Origin of the sequence: Arsenophonus sp. PmNCSU2021_1 (genome assembly GCF_036919435.1) — a bacterium.
Classification (GTDB): domain Bacteria; phylum Pseudomonadota; class Gammaproteobacteria; order Enterobacterales; family Enterobacteriaceae; genus Arsenophonus; species Arsenophonus nilaparvatae.
In genome coordinates, this window is sequence record NZ_JAZHPL010000006.1 from 395,284 (window position 1) to 411,163 (window position 15,880).

Consider the following 15,880-nt stretch of genomic DNA (forward strand, 5'->3'; position numbering starts at 1 on the left):
TTTATATATATTGAGTATTTTTATTTCTTTTTTTCTCAGTTTTCCACTTTATGCGGAAAACAGCATGGTTCCATTGTTAGAAAAACGTCTTGATGTTGATCTCAACAAACCAATGAAAATTAGCCAGGATAGTGTGATTTATGCGGTAGTGGGAGGAAAAATACGGCCAGCTGGTTGTTTATTGAAAAATTCGGTTTTACTTATGCAACCGGCGAAAAATAATTTTTACCGTTTTCATTTTGGTAATAGTGTTGGCTATATTACTCAGCAACAAGCTTTTGAGGCAAAAAAAATCAGTTTCCGGCTGATACTTTAAAACAATTAGATCTGCCAGTTTATGACTACACGAGTTTCGCACAGGCATATAAAGTTCTAGAAATGGCTTAAAAGCAATGGTTAATCTGCAAGTTACTAAAACACATAAATTTTATTAAATTACAATAATTTGTATTTAATTTATAAGGTTTTGTCTATTTATATATCATGCTGAATTAAACTTAAAAATAGCGCGTTTTTTTATTGGTGCGAAACTCGTGGACTATTTAGTGACCACTGAAAAAACGCCTATCTATGAAAATGCAGATGAGAAAAGCACGGTTATTGGTTTTCTGTCCGCCAATTTACGTTATCCAGTACTAAGTCGAATAGCGAAGAAAGTTGAGTTTGACTCATCATCCATGAGCTCTTGGTTTATTATTGATCTTGGTGGTAGACTGGCTTTTATTGATGGTCAAGATGTTTCATTAGATAAAGGGATCCCAATTCTCACCTATCATCATTTACTTCCTGATAATGAAAATAAATTATTTCGCCATACTTCAACAACTACTTCGGTAACAGCTTTTAAAGCTCAAATGGATTACTTAAAACAAGCGGTTTATCAGACAATTACCTTGGACGAAGTTGATTGTTATTTAAAGAAAAAAATTAATTTACCGGGTAAGGTAGTCAGTATAACTTTTGATGATGGCTTAAAATCGGTTTATCGCTATGCTTATCCGATCTTGAAAGCGCATGCGCAGCTGGCAACGCTTTTTGTTATCTCCTCGCGGATTAAATTTCATGATCAAAAATGGGATCCGAATGGTTTACAATTTATGAGTAGACATGAGTTGAAAAACAGTCGCGATGTCTTTGATATTCAATCTCACTCCCATTTTCTGCATAGATTAGATAATAAAAATCAACCGATTATTTTTAGCCGATCTTATCGTACAGTAAAACTTGATTTTCCCCATTCTCGTCGTGTATTAGCGCCATTTAATCCCTTTCAACGTTACTTGGCATATCCTTTTGGTGCCTATAATGGACAGGTCATGGATGCGGCAAAAGCTGCTGGAATGATGTTGGCACTGACGACTATTCAAGGTAAAGTGAAACTGGGTGATAATCCGTATGCATTGAAACGATTATATCACGAGTTTCGCACCAATAAAAAAACGCTCTATTTTTAAGTTTAATTCAGCATAATATATAAATAGACAAAACCTTATAAATTAAAAATAACTTATTGTAATTTAAGTAAATTTATACGTCTTAGCAAGTTACAGATTAATTATTGTTCTGAAGCCATTTCTAGAATTTTATATGCCCGTGCGAAACTCGTGTATATGCCTTGCGGAATGATCCAATGGAAAAATTTGTCCAAATGGTGGGCAATAGCGAGCAACAAATTATTAATAAAGACATTATTGTTGATCAATAAAGACTCATTATGTAGGTACCACTATAGGTAAGATCATAGCTAGGCAAATTTTTATTCTATTTAGTTGCTAGAAAAAAAGGAATTAAAAATTAACCATGTGATTGAGTAGACCCGCTATCACCACCGATTAAGGTGGTGTTTTATTAACGGCCTAAATGGTGATCCCAATCTTTCCCGACGGGTTGGAGTCCAGCATTAATAATAACCTTAGCCATGGTTTCAGCGCTGCGATTATCATAGACAGTAAATTGCTCCAGTGCTTGATGATTATCAGCATAACCACCGGGTTGAGTTTTTGAACCAGAGCTAAGGGTATTGATAACCACTGGAATAATATTATCACGGAAAAAAGGAGATTCACGGGTTGATAATGAAAGCTCAACTTCGGCTGCCAATAAACGGAAAGCGCAAATTAATTCTGCTTCGTGGATGGTTGATGCTGGCTGAATACCCCCTATACAAGCGCGTATTCGGGGGAAATAAATAGAGTAACGGCTTTTCCAATATTTTTTTGCAGATAAGATAGATGATTTGCGACGAGATAATAGTCAACTCGCCAATTATCGGATAATCCGATTAGTGCACCTAAGCCGATTTTATCAATACCGGCCTGGCCAAGGCGATCCGGTGTTTCTAGACGCCAAAAAAAATCTTGTTTTTTCCCCCGTAAATGGTGCTGCTGATAAGTTGGTTGATGATAAGTTTCCTGGTAAACCAGTACACCATCTAAGCCAATTTCTTTCAGTTCCCTATATTCTGTAATTGTTAATGGCTGAACCTCCATCAATAGCGTACTGAAATATTTTTTAATTAATGGAATATATTGGCGAAAATAATTCATCCCCACTTTGCTTGGATGTTCACCGGTTACCAGCAAGAGATTATTATATCCAATGGAACGTAGCGCTTCGCATTCTGCAATAATTTCTGTTTCGTGAAGTGTTTTTCGTTTGATTGGGTTGTGCATGGAAAAACCACAATAAGTACAATTATTAGCACACAGGTTAGACAGGTAGAGCGGTACATAAAGACCAACAGTATTGCCAAAGCGCTGGCGGGTTAATTTTTGCGCTTTTTGAGCGATAACTTCCAGATAGGGATAAGCAGCGGGTGAAATGAGAGCCATAAAATCATTCAGGGACGGTCTGTCTGAGCAAATCGCTTTTTCAACCTCTTGAGCCGATTTGCTATTAATTTGTATCGCTAGTTGCTGCCAATCAAGTTGCTGATAAATTTCAGTAAAAGCCGTCATTATTGAAATGCCTCGAGGAATTGAGTTAAAGGGCTAGTGGATGCCGCTTGATGCTGCTGCGCTGCGAGTCCAGCCGCTTGTACTATCTCACCTGCTTCAGTGGCAATGCGAAAAGCGTGAGCCATTGCAACAGGATCATTAGCAACGGCAATGGCGGTATTTACCAGTACAGCATCGGCTCCCATCTCCAAAGCGGCTAATGCATGACTGGGTGCTCCGAGCCCTGCATCGACAACAACTGGGATCGAGGCTTGTTCAATAATAATTTGTAGAAAATCGTAGGTAATTAATCCTTTATTGGTACCGATAGGTGCGCCAAGCGGCATCACAGCAGCGCAACCTACCTCCTCTAAACGCCGACACAAGACAGGATCGGCACTACAATAAGGTAAAACAATAAAACCTTCTTTTACCAATAGTTCAGCCGCTTTTAACGTCTCAATCGGATCGGGTAATAAGTATTTTGTATCGGGGTGGATCTCAAGTTTTATCCAGTTTGTGGCTAAGGCTTCACGCGTTAGACGAGCGGCAAATAGAGCTTCTTGGGCATTTTTAGCACCAGAAGTATTAGGTAATAATTTGACGCCGATTTTTTGTAATGGCGCTAAAATATCATCATTTTTATTTATTAAATCAAGCCTCTTCATCGCCATGGTGACTAACTGACTGCCAGAAGCTTGTATAGCTTGGGTCATCAATGATGAATTAGCGAATTTTCCGCTACCAATAAATAAACGTGATTGAAAAACAGTATCAGCAATTTTTAACATAAATTAGCCTCCGGCAATGGCCTGGAATAGCAGGATCTTATCTTGGTGGTTAATATAGTGATGGTTCCAATCTTCACGGGGAATAATGATCTGATTAATTGCTATTGCAATACCTGATGCGTTAAGTTTCAGATGATCAAATAATTGGCTGATTGTGATCGCACTATTAAGTTCGATCAGTCGATCATTTAGCATAATGGGCATATTTATCTCCTGGTTCGACAAACTAAACAGCTTTTTGCTTTGCTAAGTTGCAATGTATGCCAATTGTGTTGTTTACCATCGAATCATTTCAGTTTTCCATTGAGAGAAGAAGGTAAATTGATTAATAATTTAATCGCCTCTAAGGCTTGCAGAGTACCGATAACGCCAACAATCGGTCCGACAACTCCTGCTGTGCGGCAGTTTTGATAGGGTTCATTGGTATCAGGATAAAGGCAAGCATAGCAGCCTTGGTTATAGGGAGGTTCAAGCACTAACAGTTGACCATTGAACCCTACTGCACTACCACTAATGAGGGTTTTTTTTTCTGCCACACAAGCTGCATTAATTGCCTGACGGGTTGACATATTATCAGTACAATCCAATACCAGATCCGTATTACGGACAAGTGGACGGAGAGAATGATAATGTTGTTTGGTGTTAAATGTTTTCACCTTGATTTGTGGATTGAGCTGACTAAGCTGTTTTACTGCTAATGTGACTTTAAGCTGAGAAACATCCTGCGTATGGTAAAGAATTTGTCGTGGCAGGTTGGAAATATGTAGCTTATCGTTATCGGCCAACCAGAGTTCGCCGACACCGGCCGCCGCTAAATAAAGTGCCGCCGGTGAACCCAGTCCCCCCAATCCCACAATAAGCACTTTGCTCATTGTTAATTTTTGTTGTCCTTTATTACCGATTTCTTCAAGTAATAGCTGACGGCTATAGCGCATAAAAATAGCATCATCAAGCATCGATCATTTCCTTACCTTCGATGAGATAGAGTAACTGAGCAACAACTTTGCGCCAGTTAGTCGATTTGGTGATCGCACTAACCATAGCAATACTCCCGACTCCAGTTGCAAGCACTGCGGGAACACACGCTAAAGAGATACCGCCTATTGCAATAGTGGCATGATCTGGTGTGTCATTAACCTGCTGTTTTAGGGTTACTAAACCTTGCGGTGAAGAGGACATTAATTTTGTAGTAGTAGGAAAAATATGTCCTAATGCAATATAAGAGGGTTTTAACTGCTTTGCTCTGATGAGTTCTTGTTGATTATGGGTCGAAATTCCTAGGCGCAATCCTGCTTTTTGTAGGCGATTCAGATCAGCGAAATTAATATCCTCTTGCCCTAAATGGACGCCATAGGCGCCATGTTTTATGGCTAATTGCCAATAGTCATTAATAAATAGGCGAGCTTGATATTGCTGGCCTAGCATAATTGCCTGATTAATATCTTGTTCGAGGTTACTGGCTGATCGATCTTTGATCCTTAATTGAATAGTGGTAACACCGACGCTAAGCAAGCGCCTTATCCACTCGACGGAATCAACCACTGGATACAAGCCAAGTTTATGCTCCGTAGTTGCAAATGCGTGATCAGGCCATTTTGTCATCGGAAATCGTCTCCATATCGTGGTATAGCTCACTACCGTGGGCGCGAAATGTTACCGACATCTGTGCCATTTGAGCTGCATGCTCACGGACTTCTTGTGAAATTTTCATGGAGCAAAATTTAGGCCCACACATTGAGCAAAAATGGGCGACTTTACCAGCGGCTTGCGGTAGTGTTTCATCATGTTAGGCACGTGCGGTTGTAGGATCGAGAGCCAGATTAAATTGGTCTTCCCAACGAAACTCAAATCTGGCTTTGGATAAGGCGTTATCACGAATTTGAGCCCCAGGGTGGCCTTTAGCCAGATCAGCGGCATGGGCAGCAATTTTATAGGTAATAAGTCCTTGTTTTACATCTTCTTTATTAGGTAAACCCAAGTGCTCTTTTGGGGTAACATAACAGAGCATGGCACAGCCAAACCAACCAATTAAAGCCGCACCGATACCAGAGGTAAAGTGATCATAACCTGGTGCGATGTCGGTGGTTAAAGGCCCTAAGGTATAGAATGGCGCTTCATGGCAATGAGTTAATTCTTCCGTCATATTGCGGCGGATCATTTGCATTGGGATATGACCAGGGCCTTCTATCATAACTTGAACATCATATTGCCAGGCTATCTTGGTTAATTCGCCTAATGTATATAGTTCAGCAAATTGCGCTTTATCATTAGCGTCTTGTAAGGAGCCAGGTCGTAATCCATCGCCAAGGGACAAAGAGACATCATAAGCAGCACAGATTGCACAGATTTCGTCGAAATGGGTATACAAAAAATTTTCTTGATGATGTGACAAGCACCATTTGGCCATAATAGAGCCACCGCGAGAAACAATACCCGTCAATCGATTAGCAGTCATTGGTATATAGCGTAGTAAGACACCGGCGTGGATGGTAAAGTAGTCTACGCCTTGTTCGGCTTGTTCAAGTAAGGTGTCGCGAAATATTTCCCAGCTCAAATTTTCTGCCACGCCATTGACTTTTTCTAGTGCTTGATAAATTGGCACTGTACCAATAGGAACTGGGCTATTACGTAAGATCCATTCTCTCGTTTCATGGATATAGCGGCCTGTCGATAAATCCATCACGGTGTCAGCTCCCCAGTGAGTCGCCCAGATTAGTTTTTCAATTTCTTCTTCAATCGATGAAGTTACTGAGGAATTACCGATATTAGCATTGACTTTCACCAAAAAATTTCGACCAATGATCATCGGCTCGGATTCAGGATGGTTAATATTGGCTGGAATAATGGCACGTCCAGCGGCAACTTCTTGTCGAACAAATTCAGGGGTAATATTGTTTGGCCGGTTAGCATTAAAGCTTTGGCCTGGGTGCTGTTGAGTTAATATCTTACTATTGATACGCTCGCGTCCCATATTTTCGCGGATCGCAATAAATTCCATTTCAGGTGTGATTATCCCTTGACGGGCATAGTGCAACTGCGTGACTGTTTTCTGGTTTTGGCTTTTAATGGTTGTGGTCGGTGATTGAAGCGAAGATGATTCAATCCTGCATCAGCCAATCGTTGTTGGGTAAAATAAGAGCTTGGTTTTTTAACTAACTCAGTATCATTGCGATCGAGGATCCAGTATTGGCGGCATTTTTTTAAACCCTCCTTAATATCTACAGTTACATCAGCATCGCCATAGGCGCCAGAAGTATCATAGACAGGTATTGCCTCATTCTCTACAAACAAGGGTTTATCTTTTGTACCGCCAACCAAGGTCGGTGAAAGCTGAATTTCAAGCATAGGAACTTGGGTATTATAGTGATAACCTCACGAGTTTCGCACAGGCCTATAAAATTCTAGAAATGGCTTAAAAGTAATGATTAATCTGCAAGTTGCTGAAATGCATAAATTTACTTAATTTACAATAAGTTATATTTAATTTATAAGGTTTTATCTATTTACATATTATGCTGAATTAAACTTAAAAATAGAGCGTTTTTTTATTGGTGCGAAACTCGTGAACCTGTTAAATAGATCCGTTTTGAATTGGGAAAGTTGATATTTTGTAGCTTATCAAGAAAACGTTGTGCCGCTTCACGTTGTGCTTTTCGTGGCGAAGTGGTATTGGTTTTAACGGTAATATCGCTGGTTGCAATAATATTTTTCGACATAACAAATTCCTAAAATCATTACAAATGGTTCACGTAAGAGAGAAATTGCTTGTCTGGAGCTCGGTGAGAGTAATAGTATAATAATTGCGCTGTTTACTTTTGATAAGTTAAAATCGCGGGTTGATTACTCTTGTTCCCTTCGCAGGTATTAGCCTGATCAGGTTCCGCGGATCCCGAATTAACGGTCTCAGCCTGTAGGTATTATTAAACCGACTAGGCACTCCGACAAGATGATGTCAGTATATAAGAGAGATAATGAAAACTGCAATGGATAACTTCTTCATCAAACAATTGTTAATCAAAATAGACACTTGATATTGATGAATAAGGCATATTTTCAAAATTGACTAATCAATAAAATATAGAAGAATTGAGCTATATGATTAGAAAAAAGTTAACAGGAACAGAAACAGGCTGGTGGGTGGTTAGTTCTGGTGGTCGAATTTGGTTGCCAAATGGTGATTTACCGAAAGGTTCCGCCCAATTTTGGTCGCTAACAGGAAAAGAGGCACTCCCTATTGGTGAATGGCAAGCGGAAACGATTTGGTTAATTATAGCAAAATCACCAACGGATATGTGTTCGCCGCGATGGATTGCCAGTCAAGATGAGGGGCTATTTAAACTAGTTGGACGCGGTATTCAACTGGCAGAGTTTTATCGTTCGCACCATTATTGCGGCAACAAAATGACAGCCAGCTTAACCGAATGGGCATGTTTGTTTAGTCATTGTCATGAGCGCTATTATCCGCAAATTGCGCCCTGTATTATTGTTGCTATTCGGCGTGCTGATCATATCTTATTGGCTCAACATCGGCGTCATAAAAAAAAGCCAATATTTACTGTATTAGCAGGATTTGTTGAACTAGGTGAGACTATTGAAGAAGCGGTGAAAAGAGAAGTAAAAGAAGAGAGTAATATTATCATTAGTAACATTCGCTATATTGCTTCACAGCCATGGCCTTTTCCTCATTCATTAATGATCGGTTTTCTGGCTGATTATGCCAGTGGTGAAATCCAGGCTAATCCTGATGAGTTAATTAGTGCGGACTGGTATCATCTGATAAATTACCGCTTATACCGCCTCCTGATACCATAGCTCGCCGTTTAATTGAAGATACACTGGCTTTATGTCGGCAAGAAAATGATAACTTATACAAATAATATTAATCACGCTATATCTAAGTTGTTGCTGATTTAAGCAACAAGAAAAAGGCAAATACACGATGATAATTGGCAATTTCTAATTGCCATTTAATGGAGCTAATGATGTCTGCATTAACAAACGATCGCTACTTACGTGCGCTATTACGGCAGCCAGTTGATAAAACCCCAGTATGGATGATGCGCCAGGCCGGTCGTTATTTACCGGAGTATCGAAAAATTCGTCAGCAAGCCGGTGATTTTCTTTCATTGTGCAAAAATACCGAGTTAGCCTGTGAAGTGACATTACAACCACTACATCGTTTTCCATTAGATGCGGCGATCCTGTTTTCAGATATTCTTACTATTCCTGATGCGATGGGCTTAGGTCTTTATTTTTCAGCTGGAGAAGGGCCTATGTTTCAGCGTCCAATTGATTGTTTGGCTGATATAGAGAAACTGCCAATTCCTGATCCTGAGCAAGAATTAGTTTACGTAATGAATGCTGTACGCGCTATCCGCAAGGCGTTACAAGGAAAAGTGCCATTAATCGGTTTTTCTGGTAGCCCGTGGACATTGGCAACTTATATGGTCGAAGGGCGAAGTAGTAAGGCTTTTACCCATATTAAGAAGATGATGTATACGGAGCCAAAAGCGTTACATTTATTATTGGATAAGTTGGCCCAGAGTGTCATTCTTTATCTAAATGCTCAGATTCGGGCTGGTGCTCAATCGGTGATGATTTTTGATACTTGGGGTGGTGTATTAACCGGGCCTGATTACCATCAATTTTCTTTACATTACATGCATCAGATCATTGATGGTCTACAGCGAGAACATGAAGGGCGTAAAGTCCCGGTGACCTTATTTACTAAAGGCGGTGGCCAATGGTTAGAGGCAATGGCTGCGACCGGTTGTGACGCGTTAGGGATCGACTGGATGACAGATATTGAAGAGGCTCGTTCTCGTGTAGGAAATAAGGTTGCCTTACAGGGAAACATGGATCCTTCTATATTATATGCATCAAAAGAACGTATCGAGTTTGAGGTTAAAACAATTTTAAAGCAATTCGGTCAGGGCAGTGGCCATGTTTTTAATTTAGGTCATGGCATTCACCAGGATATTCCACCTGAGCATGTTAAAAATTTTATTAATTCAGTACACAAATTATCAGAGCAATATCATCAATAAGTAAGGTTTATCCAAACAAAGAAAATGCCGATAAATAATAATTGTTATATTTTTTATTTATTATTAAATCTAAATTAAATATTTACAATTATTTAAATATATTTTTTTAAATTTTGTGTTATAAAACAAATAATAAAATATATTTATATAAAAATTTTTTAAGTAAAAATAAATATGATTGATACCAAATTATTACGTCAGGAACAGACCACAAAAGCTAAACAAATTATTCTTACGGATAATTTTGCTACCCCTAATCTTATTGCTGGTGCTGATGTTGGATTTGAAGAAAAAGGTACTATAACCCGAGCCGTAATGGTTGTTATGCACTGGCCTTCACTTGCTATTGTTGAATATCATATTGCCCGTATACCGACTGAATTTCCTTATATTCCAGGTTTACTCTCTTTTCGAGAGTATCCTGCACTACTGGCGGTTTGGGAAAAACTGCAACATAAACCCGATCTTATTATGGTTGATGGCCAAGGAATTGCGCATCCTCGTCGTTTTGGAGTAGCTAGTCATTTGGGTCTTTTATTAGATATTCCAACGATAGGTATAGCAAAAAGTCGTCTATGTGGTCACCATGAAGCTTTAGATGAAATAGTGGAAAGCTGCCAACCATTGAATGATAATAATGAGCAAATTGGTTGGGTGTTTCGTAGTAAAAAAAGATGTAAACCACTTTATATCTCACCTGGCCATAAAATCAGTTTAGATGCTTCACTATTATGGGTTAAGCATTGTATTAAAGGTTATCGTTTACCTGAACCTACTCGTTGGGCTGATGGAATCGCTTCTAATAGAGCGTTTTTTAATCGAATGAAACAGAATTTGGCATAATTAAAGTTAAAATATGTGGAACCTATTGATTTTTAGGTAAACTTCGGCGTAAAAGGTAAGTGAGTAGAAATTTAATGTTAAGAAACCCAATTCATTTGCGGTTGGCAAAATTAGACAGTTGGCGGCATATTACTTTCATGGCCTGTTTATGTGAGCGTATGTATCCTAATTATCAATTGTTTTGTAAACAAACGAGCTTTTTAAATCCAATACGTTATCGTATTATTTTAGATTTAATCTGGGAATCACTGATTATTAAAGATAGTAAAATTGATTTTGATAATCAGTTGGAAAAGTTAGAGGAAGTTATTCCCGTCGCAAATGATTTTGATATATACGGAGTTCATCCTGCTATTGATGCATGTATTGCGTTAAGTGAAATAATTCATTCTTACTTAAGTGGGGAAACATTAGAAAGTGCTATTGAAGTAAGTAAAATTTCGATTCGAACTATCGCAATGTTTGAGATGACTCAGACAGGTAAAGAGATGTCTGATGAAGAACTGAAAGAATTGCTTACCATTGAAGAAGAATGGGATATTCAATGGGAGATTTACCGTTTACTTGCCGCTTGTGAAGAGCGGTATGTAGCGCTGATTAAAGGATTAAAATCCGACCTCCGTGAAGTAGGGATCAGCAATATTGGCATTAAGGTTACCTAATTTCCGTTCATAGTGTTTAAAAACGTGATTTGGTACCATAAATGCTGACTTTTAACGCTTCACATTCGCCTATACTATGCTCTACAGTGAAGGTGGAGAGGAGTACTTTCGGGACGTATATTAAGAATTAATAGGTTCTACATATCCAACGTACTCGATGCTATGCAAATGATAAACACACTGTGTAAGGATAACTTATGAATAAGACTGTAAATAAGAACATGAATAAGGGTCATGTAATTGAATGTGTCGCGCAAAAGGCAAACTTGACTAAGACTCAAGCTAAAAGTGCGTTAGAAGCAGTCATTGAATGTATTACAGATGCATTGAAAGAAGGTGAGCAAGTTCAATTCGTTGGTTTTGGTACTTTTAAGATTAATTATCGTGCAGCTCGTACTGGTCGTAATCCTAAAACAGGTGCAGAACTCAAAATTGAAGCCGCTAATGTACCAGTATTTGTTGCTGGAAAATCACTGAAAGAAGCAGTTAAGTAACTCAGTTGCGAAAGAGAATATTCAGAGGGGGTATTAAACCCCTTTTATTGATTGGGCACATCCTCATTTTACTTGGCGCTTGCACCAGTAAACCTAAAATGCCCGAATTTAGCGCAAGTGGATTTATTTCTGACGCCGGCGTCGTTAGGCTATGGCGCTTAAATGATCAAAAAAGCAACCCTCAAGTAATTGTCGCTGTATATAGTCCTTACCAAGACAAAAATACTACCATTACTTTCTTTGAATATCGTCAAAATAAACTTTGGCAAATTCGGTATCAATCTTTTGACTATAAAAATAAACAGCAACAACAGCTAAGATTTGATCAAAATGACCATATTATTTTTATGCAGCGCATAATAAATAATAACAAAATTCCTTTAACTAAGGATGATATTCTTCGCTGGCGATTTGAATCAGAGCGTTTAATTGAATTGAGCAACAGACTTATTGCTGGTAATGTTCATCTTTACCAAGGTCATTGGCGTCAAGGACAAATTATAACTTGTAGTGGTGAAAAACGTGATACATCGTTTACCGCTCAAGCTGAAAATTGGTTGTTGCAAAGATCCAAGAATAGTTCAGATGACTTGGCTATTGCCTGGTTAGAAGAGAAGGCAACGAGTTATTGCTCGTTGCCAATGAGAATTTCTGTCTATGGGCGCCAACAAAAGAGAAATTTTAAATTTTTTATTTTAAACGAGCCAGTGCTCGATAACCGATATCATCCCGATAGAAACAACCCGTCCAGGATATTTTTTCTGCTTTCTGATAAGCTGCTTTTTGGGCATCAAGAATTGTTTTTCCAAGCGCGGTAACACACAGTACACGGCCACCGGCAGTAATGACTTGGTTTTGTTTTAATTCTGTTCCGGCGTGAAAAACTTTACACATTTCTGCTGGGTTGTCATTGATCCCTTCAATAATATCACCTTTACGATAATTGGCCGGATAACCTTCAGCGGCCATGACAACACCTAAGGCACAGCGTTCATCCCAACATGATGTTTTACCCGCTAATTCTCCTTTAGCGCCGGCTAGACAAAGTTCTACCAGATCAGATTGTAAGCGCATCATAATGGGTTGTGTTTCTGGATCACCAAATCGACAATTAAATTCAATAACCTTTGGATTTCCTTGTTTATCTATCATTAATCCGGCATATAAAAATCCTTGATATCGCCGATCTTCGAGCGCCATACCTTTTACCGTAGGATAAATAATTTGATCCATTACACGCTGATGAATAATGTCTGTGACAACCGGAGCAGGAGAATATGCCCCCATTCCACCTGTATTTGGCCCGCTATCATTATTACCAACACGCTTATGATCTTGGCTTGTTGCCATAGGAATGACATTTTCACCATCAACCATTACGATAAAACTGGCTTCTTCGCCGTCAAGAAACTCCTCAATAACGATACGGTGACCAGCTTGGCCAAATGTATTACCGGCAAGCATATCATGAACAGCATTTTTGGCTTCTTCTAAAGTCATAGCAACAACCACGCCTTTACCTGCGGCTAGCCCATCAGCTTTAATAACAATCGGGGCGCCCATTTTGTTTAGGTAGGCGAGTGCGGGTTCAACTTCGGTAAAATTCTGGTAAGTGGCGGTCGGAATATGATGACGTGTAAGAAAATCTTTCGTAAAAGCTTTAGAGCCTTCTAATTGTGCTGCTTTTTGACTGGGACCAAAGATCGTTAAACCAGCATGTTGAAAAGCATCAACAACGCCTAGAATTAAGGGGGTTTCTGGTCCAACGATCGTTAAACCAATATTATTATTTTTGGCAAAATCGACTAATCCAGTAATATCTGTTATTGAAACATTAATATTGGTTAGATTTTTTTCTAGTGCAGTTCCGGCATTACCGGGTGCAACATAAACCTTGTCAGCGAGAGGTGATTGTGCTGCTTTCCATGCTAAAGCATGCTCACGACCACCATTGCCGATAATTAAAATATTCATGTTATTGCTCCCTAAATTAATGGCGGAAATGGCGCATATCAGTAAAAATCATCGCGATATCATGTTCATTAGCTGCGGCTATGATCTCATCGTCACGAATTGAACCGCCTGGTTGGATAACACAGGTTATGCCTGCGGTAGCGGCAGCATCAATACTATCTCGGAATGGAAAGAAAGCATCAGATGCCATTGCACATCCGACAAGATCTAAATTTTCGTCCTGCGCTTTTAATGCCGCGATTTTTGCTGAATAAACTCGGCTCATTTGTCCCGCACCAATACCGACTGTCATATTATTTTTGGCATAAACAATGGCATTGGATTTTACAAATTTTGCCACATGCCAACAAAATAGGGCATTATCTATTTCTTGTTCGCTTGGCTGACGTTTGGAAACGACACGCAGATCAGCTTTGGTCACTAAACCTAAATCGCGATCTTGCACCAATAAGCCATCATTTACCCGTTTGAAATCTAAACCTGCAATAGGTGAATGCCATTGGCCACAGGCCAGAACACGCACATTCTGCTTGCTTGCAAGTATTGCGAGGGCAGCTTCAGTAACCGCAGGTGCAATAATGACTTCAACAAATTGACGCTCAATAATTGTTTTAGCCGTATTTGCATCTAATTCACGATTAAATGCAATAATACCACCAAATGCAGAGGTTGGATCAGTTTTGAAAGCGTGATCGTAAGCCGCACAGATATCAGTACTGACCGCAACACCACAAGGATTAGCGTGTTTGACAATGACACAAGCCGGTTTGGAAAAACTTTTTACGCACTCCAAGGCTGCGTCAGTATCAGCAATATTATTATAAGAAAGCGATTTGCCTTGTAGCTGTCTTGCTGTAGCAACAGAGGCTTCTACTCTATTTTCCTCTATATAAAAAGCCGCAGCTTGATGACTATTTTCGCCGTAACGCATATCCTGCTGTTTAATAAAATTCAGGTTCAATGTACGAGGAAATTTACCTGAAGCCTGGTTCATCTCACCATAATAAGAAGGTACTAACTTACCAAAATAATTAGCAATCATGCCATCATAAGCGGCAGTATGTTCAAAAGCCTTAACTGCCAAGTTAAAGCGGAACATCTTAGTTAGAGAGTTTTGCTGATTATCCATCTCTTCGATGATTTTGTGATAATCCTGACTATTAACCACGACCGCCACATCTTTATAATTTTTGGCAGCAGAACGGATCATGGCTGGCCCACCAATATCAATATTCTCAATGGCATTTTCTAGCGTACAATCTGGCTTGGCAACAGTTTCTGCAAAAGGGTAAAGATTAACAACAACCATATCAATTGGCGTAATTTGATGTTGTCTCATTATTTCGTCATCTTGCCCGCGCCGGCCGAGAATACCGCCATGTACTTTCGGATGAAGCGTTTTGAGACGGCCGGCCATCATTTCTGGCCATCCGGTATAATCGGAAACTTCTATAACAGTTAACCCGGCCGCTAGCAATAATTTAGCTGTACCGCCGGTAGAGATAAGTTCAATTTTACGTTGAGATAAAGCTTTAGCAAATTCAACAATACCTTCTTTGTCAGAAACACTCAGTAGAGCACGCTGAATAGGGCGGAGTTGTGGCATGAAATAGATCCCTTGGAATAATAAAATGTTTTAAAACATTAATTAAATTTTATGGCTATTTGCTATTACAAATGATATTCGAAAATAACTAGTTTCAATCAAATATTTTTTGTCGCAAACGCAATTATAACGCAAACGTTTGCGTATTTCGCTATAATTTTTGTCATTTTATTTTTGTGAATAACTCTGTTAATAATTCGGTATAATATAATGCTTTGCTGTTTAATTAATCAATTAAACAAAATTATGCAAAATTAAGCTTGCCAGCTGCGTAAAACTGCCTATAATGCGCCCCCACTGAGTCAGTATAGAACGAATCAATCGAATTGAATTTTCTTGACGCAGGGCAAAGAAAAGTAGAAATAACTACTTGACTTTACAGGTGAAAAGCGTAATATACGCCACCTCGCGGCTCAAGGTCGGACGCTCTTTAACAATTAATCAGACAATCTGTGTGGGCACTCGCAAGACATCATCAAAAAATATTTGATTTTAAAGTCTTGAAGAGTGACAAACAGTTAATTCAT

At 39.1% G+C, this 15,880-nt stretch carries 12 protein-coding genes, 5 pseudogenes and 1 riboswitch; of the genes and pseudogenes, 8 read left to right on the forward strand and 9 right to left on the reverse strand.

Annotated elements, in window-relative coordinates; all coding sequences use genetic code 11:
• Positions 1-73: 73 nt before the first annotated feature.
• Together V3224_RS14915 and V3224_RS14920 are read left to right on the forward strand one after the other, a co-directional pair.
• On the forward strand, positions 74-316 hold the full coding sequence (locus V3224_RS14915) for a hypothetical protein (RefSeq protein WP_334471431.1): 243 nt from the start codon (positions 74-76) through the stop codon (positions 314-316).
• A 217-nt stretch (positions 317-533) separates the two neighbouring features.
• Positions 534-1,454 (forward strand): polysaccharide deacetylase family protein, encoded by a 921-nt coding sequence (locus tag V3224_RS14920; RefSeq protein ID WP_334471432.1) that lies wholly within the window; start codon positions 534-536, stop codon positions 1,452-1,454.
• Between the two features lie 394 nt (positions 1,455-1,848).
• Here the strand turns inward: V3224_RS14920 and thiH are convergent.
• From thiH to V3224_RS14955, 7 genes and pseudogenes are all read right to left on the reverse strand, one after another.
• Positions 1,849-2,960: pseudogene (gene thiH / locus V3224_RS14925) on the reverse strand (2-iminoacetate synthase ThiH).
• The gene (locus V3224_RS14930; RefSeq protein ID WP_334471435.1) at positions 2,957-3,727 is read right to left on the reverse strand and encodes a thiazole synthase; all 771 of its coding nucleotides are present in this window, start codon (positions 3,725-3,727) and stop codon (positions 2,957-2,959) included. Before V3224_RS14930 ends, thiH begins: the two are co-directional and overlap by 4 nt.
• A gap of 3 nt (positions 3,728-3,730) precedes the next feature.
• Complete coding sequence (thiS, locus tag V3224_RS14935; protein ID WP_334471437.1) at positions 3,731-3,931, reverse strand: sulfur carrier protein ThiS; 201 nt, start codon at positions 3,929-3,931, stop codon at positions 3,731-3,733.
• 2 nt (positions 3,932-3,933) lie between these two features.
• Positions 3,934-4,683: pseudogene (locus V3224_RS14940) on the reverse strand (HesA/MoeB/ThiF family protein).
• Positions 4,676-5,329 carry a thiamine phosphate synthase gene (gene thiE / locus V3224_RS14945; RefSeq protein ID WP_334471439.1) on the reverse strand — a complete coding sequence of 218 codons (654 nt, stop codon included), beginning with the start codon at positions 5,327-5,329 and terminating at the stop codon, positions 4,676-4,678. Before thiE ends, V3224_RS14940 begins: the two are co-directional and overlap by 8 nt.
• Positions 5,313-7,084, reverse strand: a pseudogene (gene thiC / locus V3224_RS14950) (phosphomethylpyrimidine synthase ThiC); the annotation flags it as partial. The pseudogene thiC and the gene thiE, both read right to left, overlap by 17 nt.
• A 188-nt stretch (positions 7,085-7,272) precedes the next feature.
• Positions 7,273-7,443, reverse strand: a complete 171-nt coding sequence (locus V3224_RS14955) for a hypothetical protein (protein WP_334471441.1) — start codon at positions 7,441-7,443, stop codon at positions 7,273-7,275.
• 117 nt (positions 7,444-7,560) lie between these two features.
• Positions 7,561-7,678, reverse strand: a riboswitch (TPP riboswitch).
• A 144-nt stretch (positions 7,679-7,822) separates the two neighbouring features.
• On the opposite strand from V3224_RS14955, the pseudogene nudC reads away from it, so the two are divergent.
• The 6 genes and pseudogenes from nudC to V3224_RS14985 form a co-directional block, all read left to right on the forward strand.
• Positions 7,823-8,604 (forward strand): annotated as a pseudogene (gene nudC / locus V3224_RS14960) (NAD(+) diphosphatase).
• Positions 8,605-8,709: 105 nt separating this feature from the next.
• Positions 8,710-9,774, forward strand: a complete 1,065-nt coding sequence (gene hemE / locus V3224_RS14965) for a uroporphyrinogen decarboxylase (protein WP_334471443.1) — start codon at positions 8,710-8,712, stop codon at positions 9,772-9,774.
• Positions 9,775-9,948: 174 nt separating this feature from the next.
• Positions 9,949-10,617, forward strand: a complete 669-nt coding sequence (gene nfi / locus V3224_RS14970) for a deoxyribonuclease V (RefSeq protein ID WP_334471445.1) — start codon at positions 9,949-9,951, stop codon at positions 10,615-10,617.
• 74 nt (positions 10,618-10,691) lie between these two features.
• Positions 10,692-11,279, forward strand: a complete 588-nt coding sequence (locus V3224_RS14975; RefSeq protein WP_334471447.1) for a YjaG family protein — start codon at positions 10,692-10,694, stop codon at positions 11,277-11,279.
• Positions 11,280-11,500: 221 nt separating this feature from the next.
• Positions 11,501-11,773, forward strand: coding sequence for an HU family DNA-binding protein (locus V3224_RS14980; RefSeq protein ID WP_119711947.1), 273 nt, complete (start codon positions 11,501-11,503; stop codon positions 11,771-11,773).
• 98 nt (positions 11,774-11,871) lie between these two features.
• Positions 11,872-12,333 (forward strand): annotated as a pseudogene (locus V3224_RS14985) (DUF1481 domain-containing protein); the annotation flags it as partial.
• Between the two features lie 130 nt (positions 12,334-12,463).
• On the opposite strand, the gene purD reads toward V3224_RS14985, so the two are convergent.
• Positions 12,464-13,747: a phosphoribosylamine--glycine ligase gene (purD, locus tag V3224_RS14990; RefSeq protein WP_334471449.1), complete on the reverse strand. Its 1,284-nt coding sequence runs from the start codon at positions 13,745-13,747 to the stop codon at positions 12,464-12,466.
• A gap of 16 nt (positions 13,748-13,763) precedes the next feature.
• Positions 13,764-15,353: a bifunctional phosphoribosylaminoimidazolecarboxamide formyltransferase/IMP cyclohydrolase gene (gene purH, locus V3224_RS14995; RefSeq protein WP_334471451.1), complete on the reverse strand. Its 1,590-nt coding sequence runs from the start codon at positions 15,351-15,353 to the stop codon at positions 13,764-13,766.
• Positions 15,354-15,880: the final 527 nt, after the last annotated feature.

What these genes read in the sequence shown, in the direction of transcription:
- V3224_RS14930 (WP_334471435.1), bottom strand. Translation starts at nt 3,727, where the DNA reads ATGTTAAAAATTGCTGATACTGTTTTTCAATCACGTTTATTTATTGGT.
- thiS (WP_334471437.1), bottom strand. Translation starts at nt 3,931, where the DNA reads ATGCCCATTATGCTAAATGATCGACTGATCGAACTTAATAGTGCGATC.
- thiE (WP_334471439.1), bottom strand. Translation starts at nt 5,329, where the DNA reads ATGACAAAATGGCCTGATCACGCATTTGCAACTACGGAGCATAAACTT.
- V3224_RS14955 (WP_334471441.1), bottom strand. Translation starts at nt 7,443, where the DNA reads ATGTCGAAAAATATTATTGCAACCAGCGATATTACCGTTAAAACCAAT.
- hemE (WP_334471443.1), top strand. Translation starts at nt 8,710, where the DNA reads ATGTCTGCATTAACAAACGATCGCTACTTACGTGCGCTATTACGGCAG.
- nfi (WP_334471445.1), top strand. Translation starts at nt 9,949, where the DNA reads ATGATTGATACCAAATTATTACGTCAGGAACAGACCACAAAAGCTAAA.
- V3224_RS14975 (WP_334471447.1), top strand. Translation starts at nt 10,692, where the DNA reads ATGTTAAGAAACCCAATTCATTTGCGGTTGGCAAAATTAGACAGTTGG.
- V3224_RS14980 (WP_119711947.1), top strand. Translation starts at nt 11,501, where the DNA reads ATGAATAAGGGTCATGTAATTGAATGTGTCGCGCAAAAGGCAAACTTG.
- purD (WP_334471449.1), bottom strand. Translation starts at nt 13,747, where the DNA reads ATGAATATTTTAATTATCGGCAATGGTGGTCGTGAGCATGCTTTAGCA.
- purH (WP_334471451.1), bottom strand. Translation starts at nt 15,353, where the DNA reads ATGCCACAACTCCGCCCTATTCAGCGTGCTCTACTGAGTGTTTCTGAC.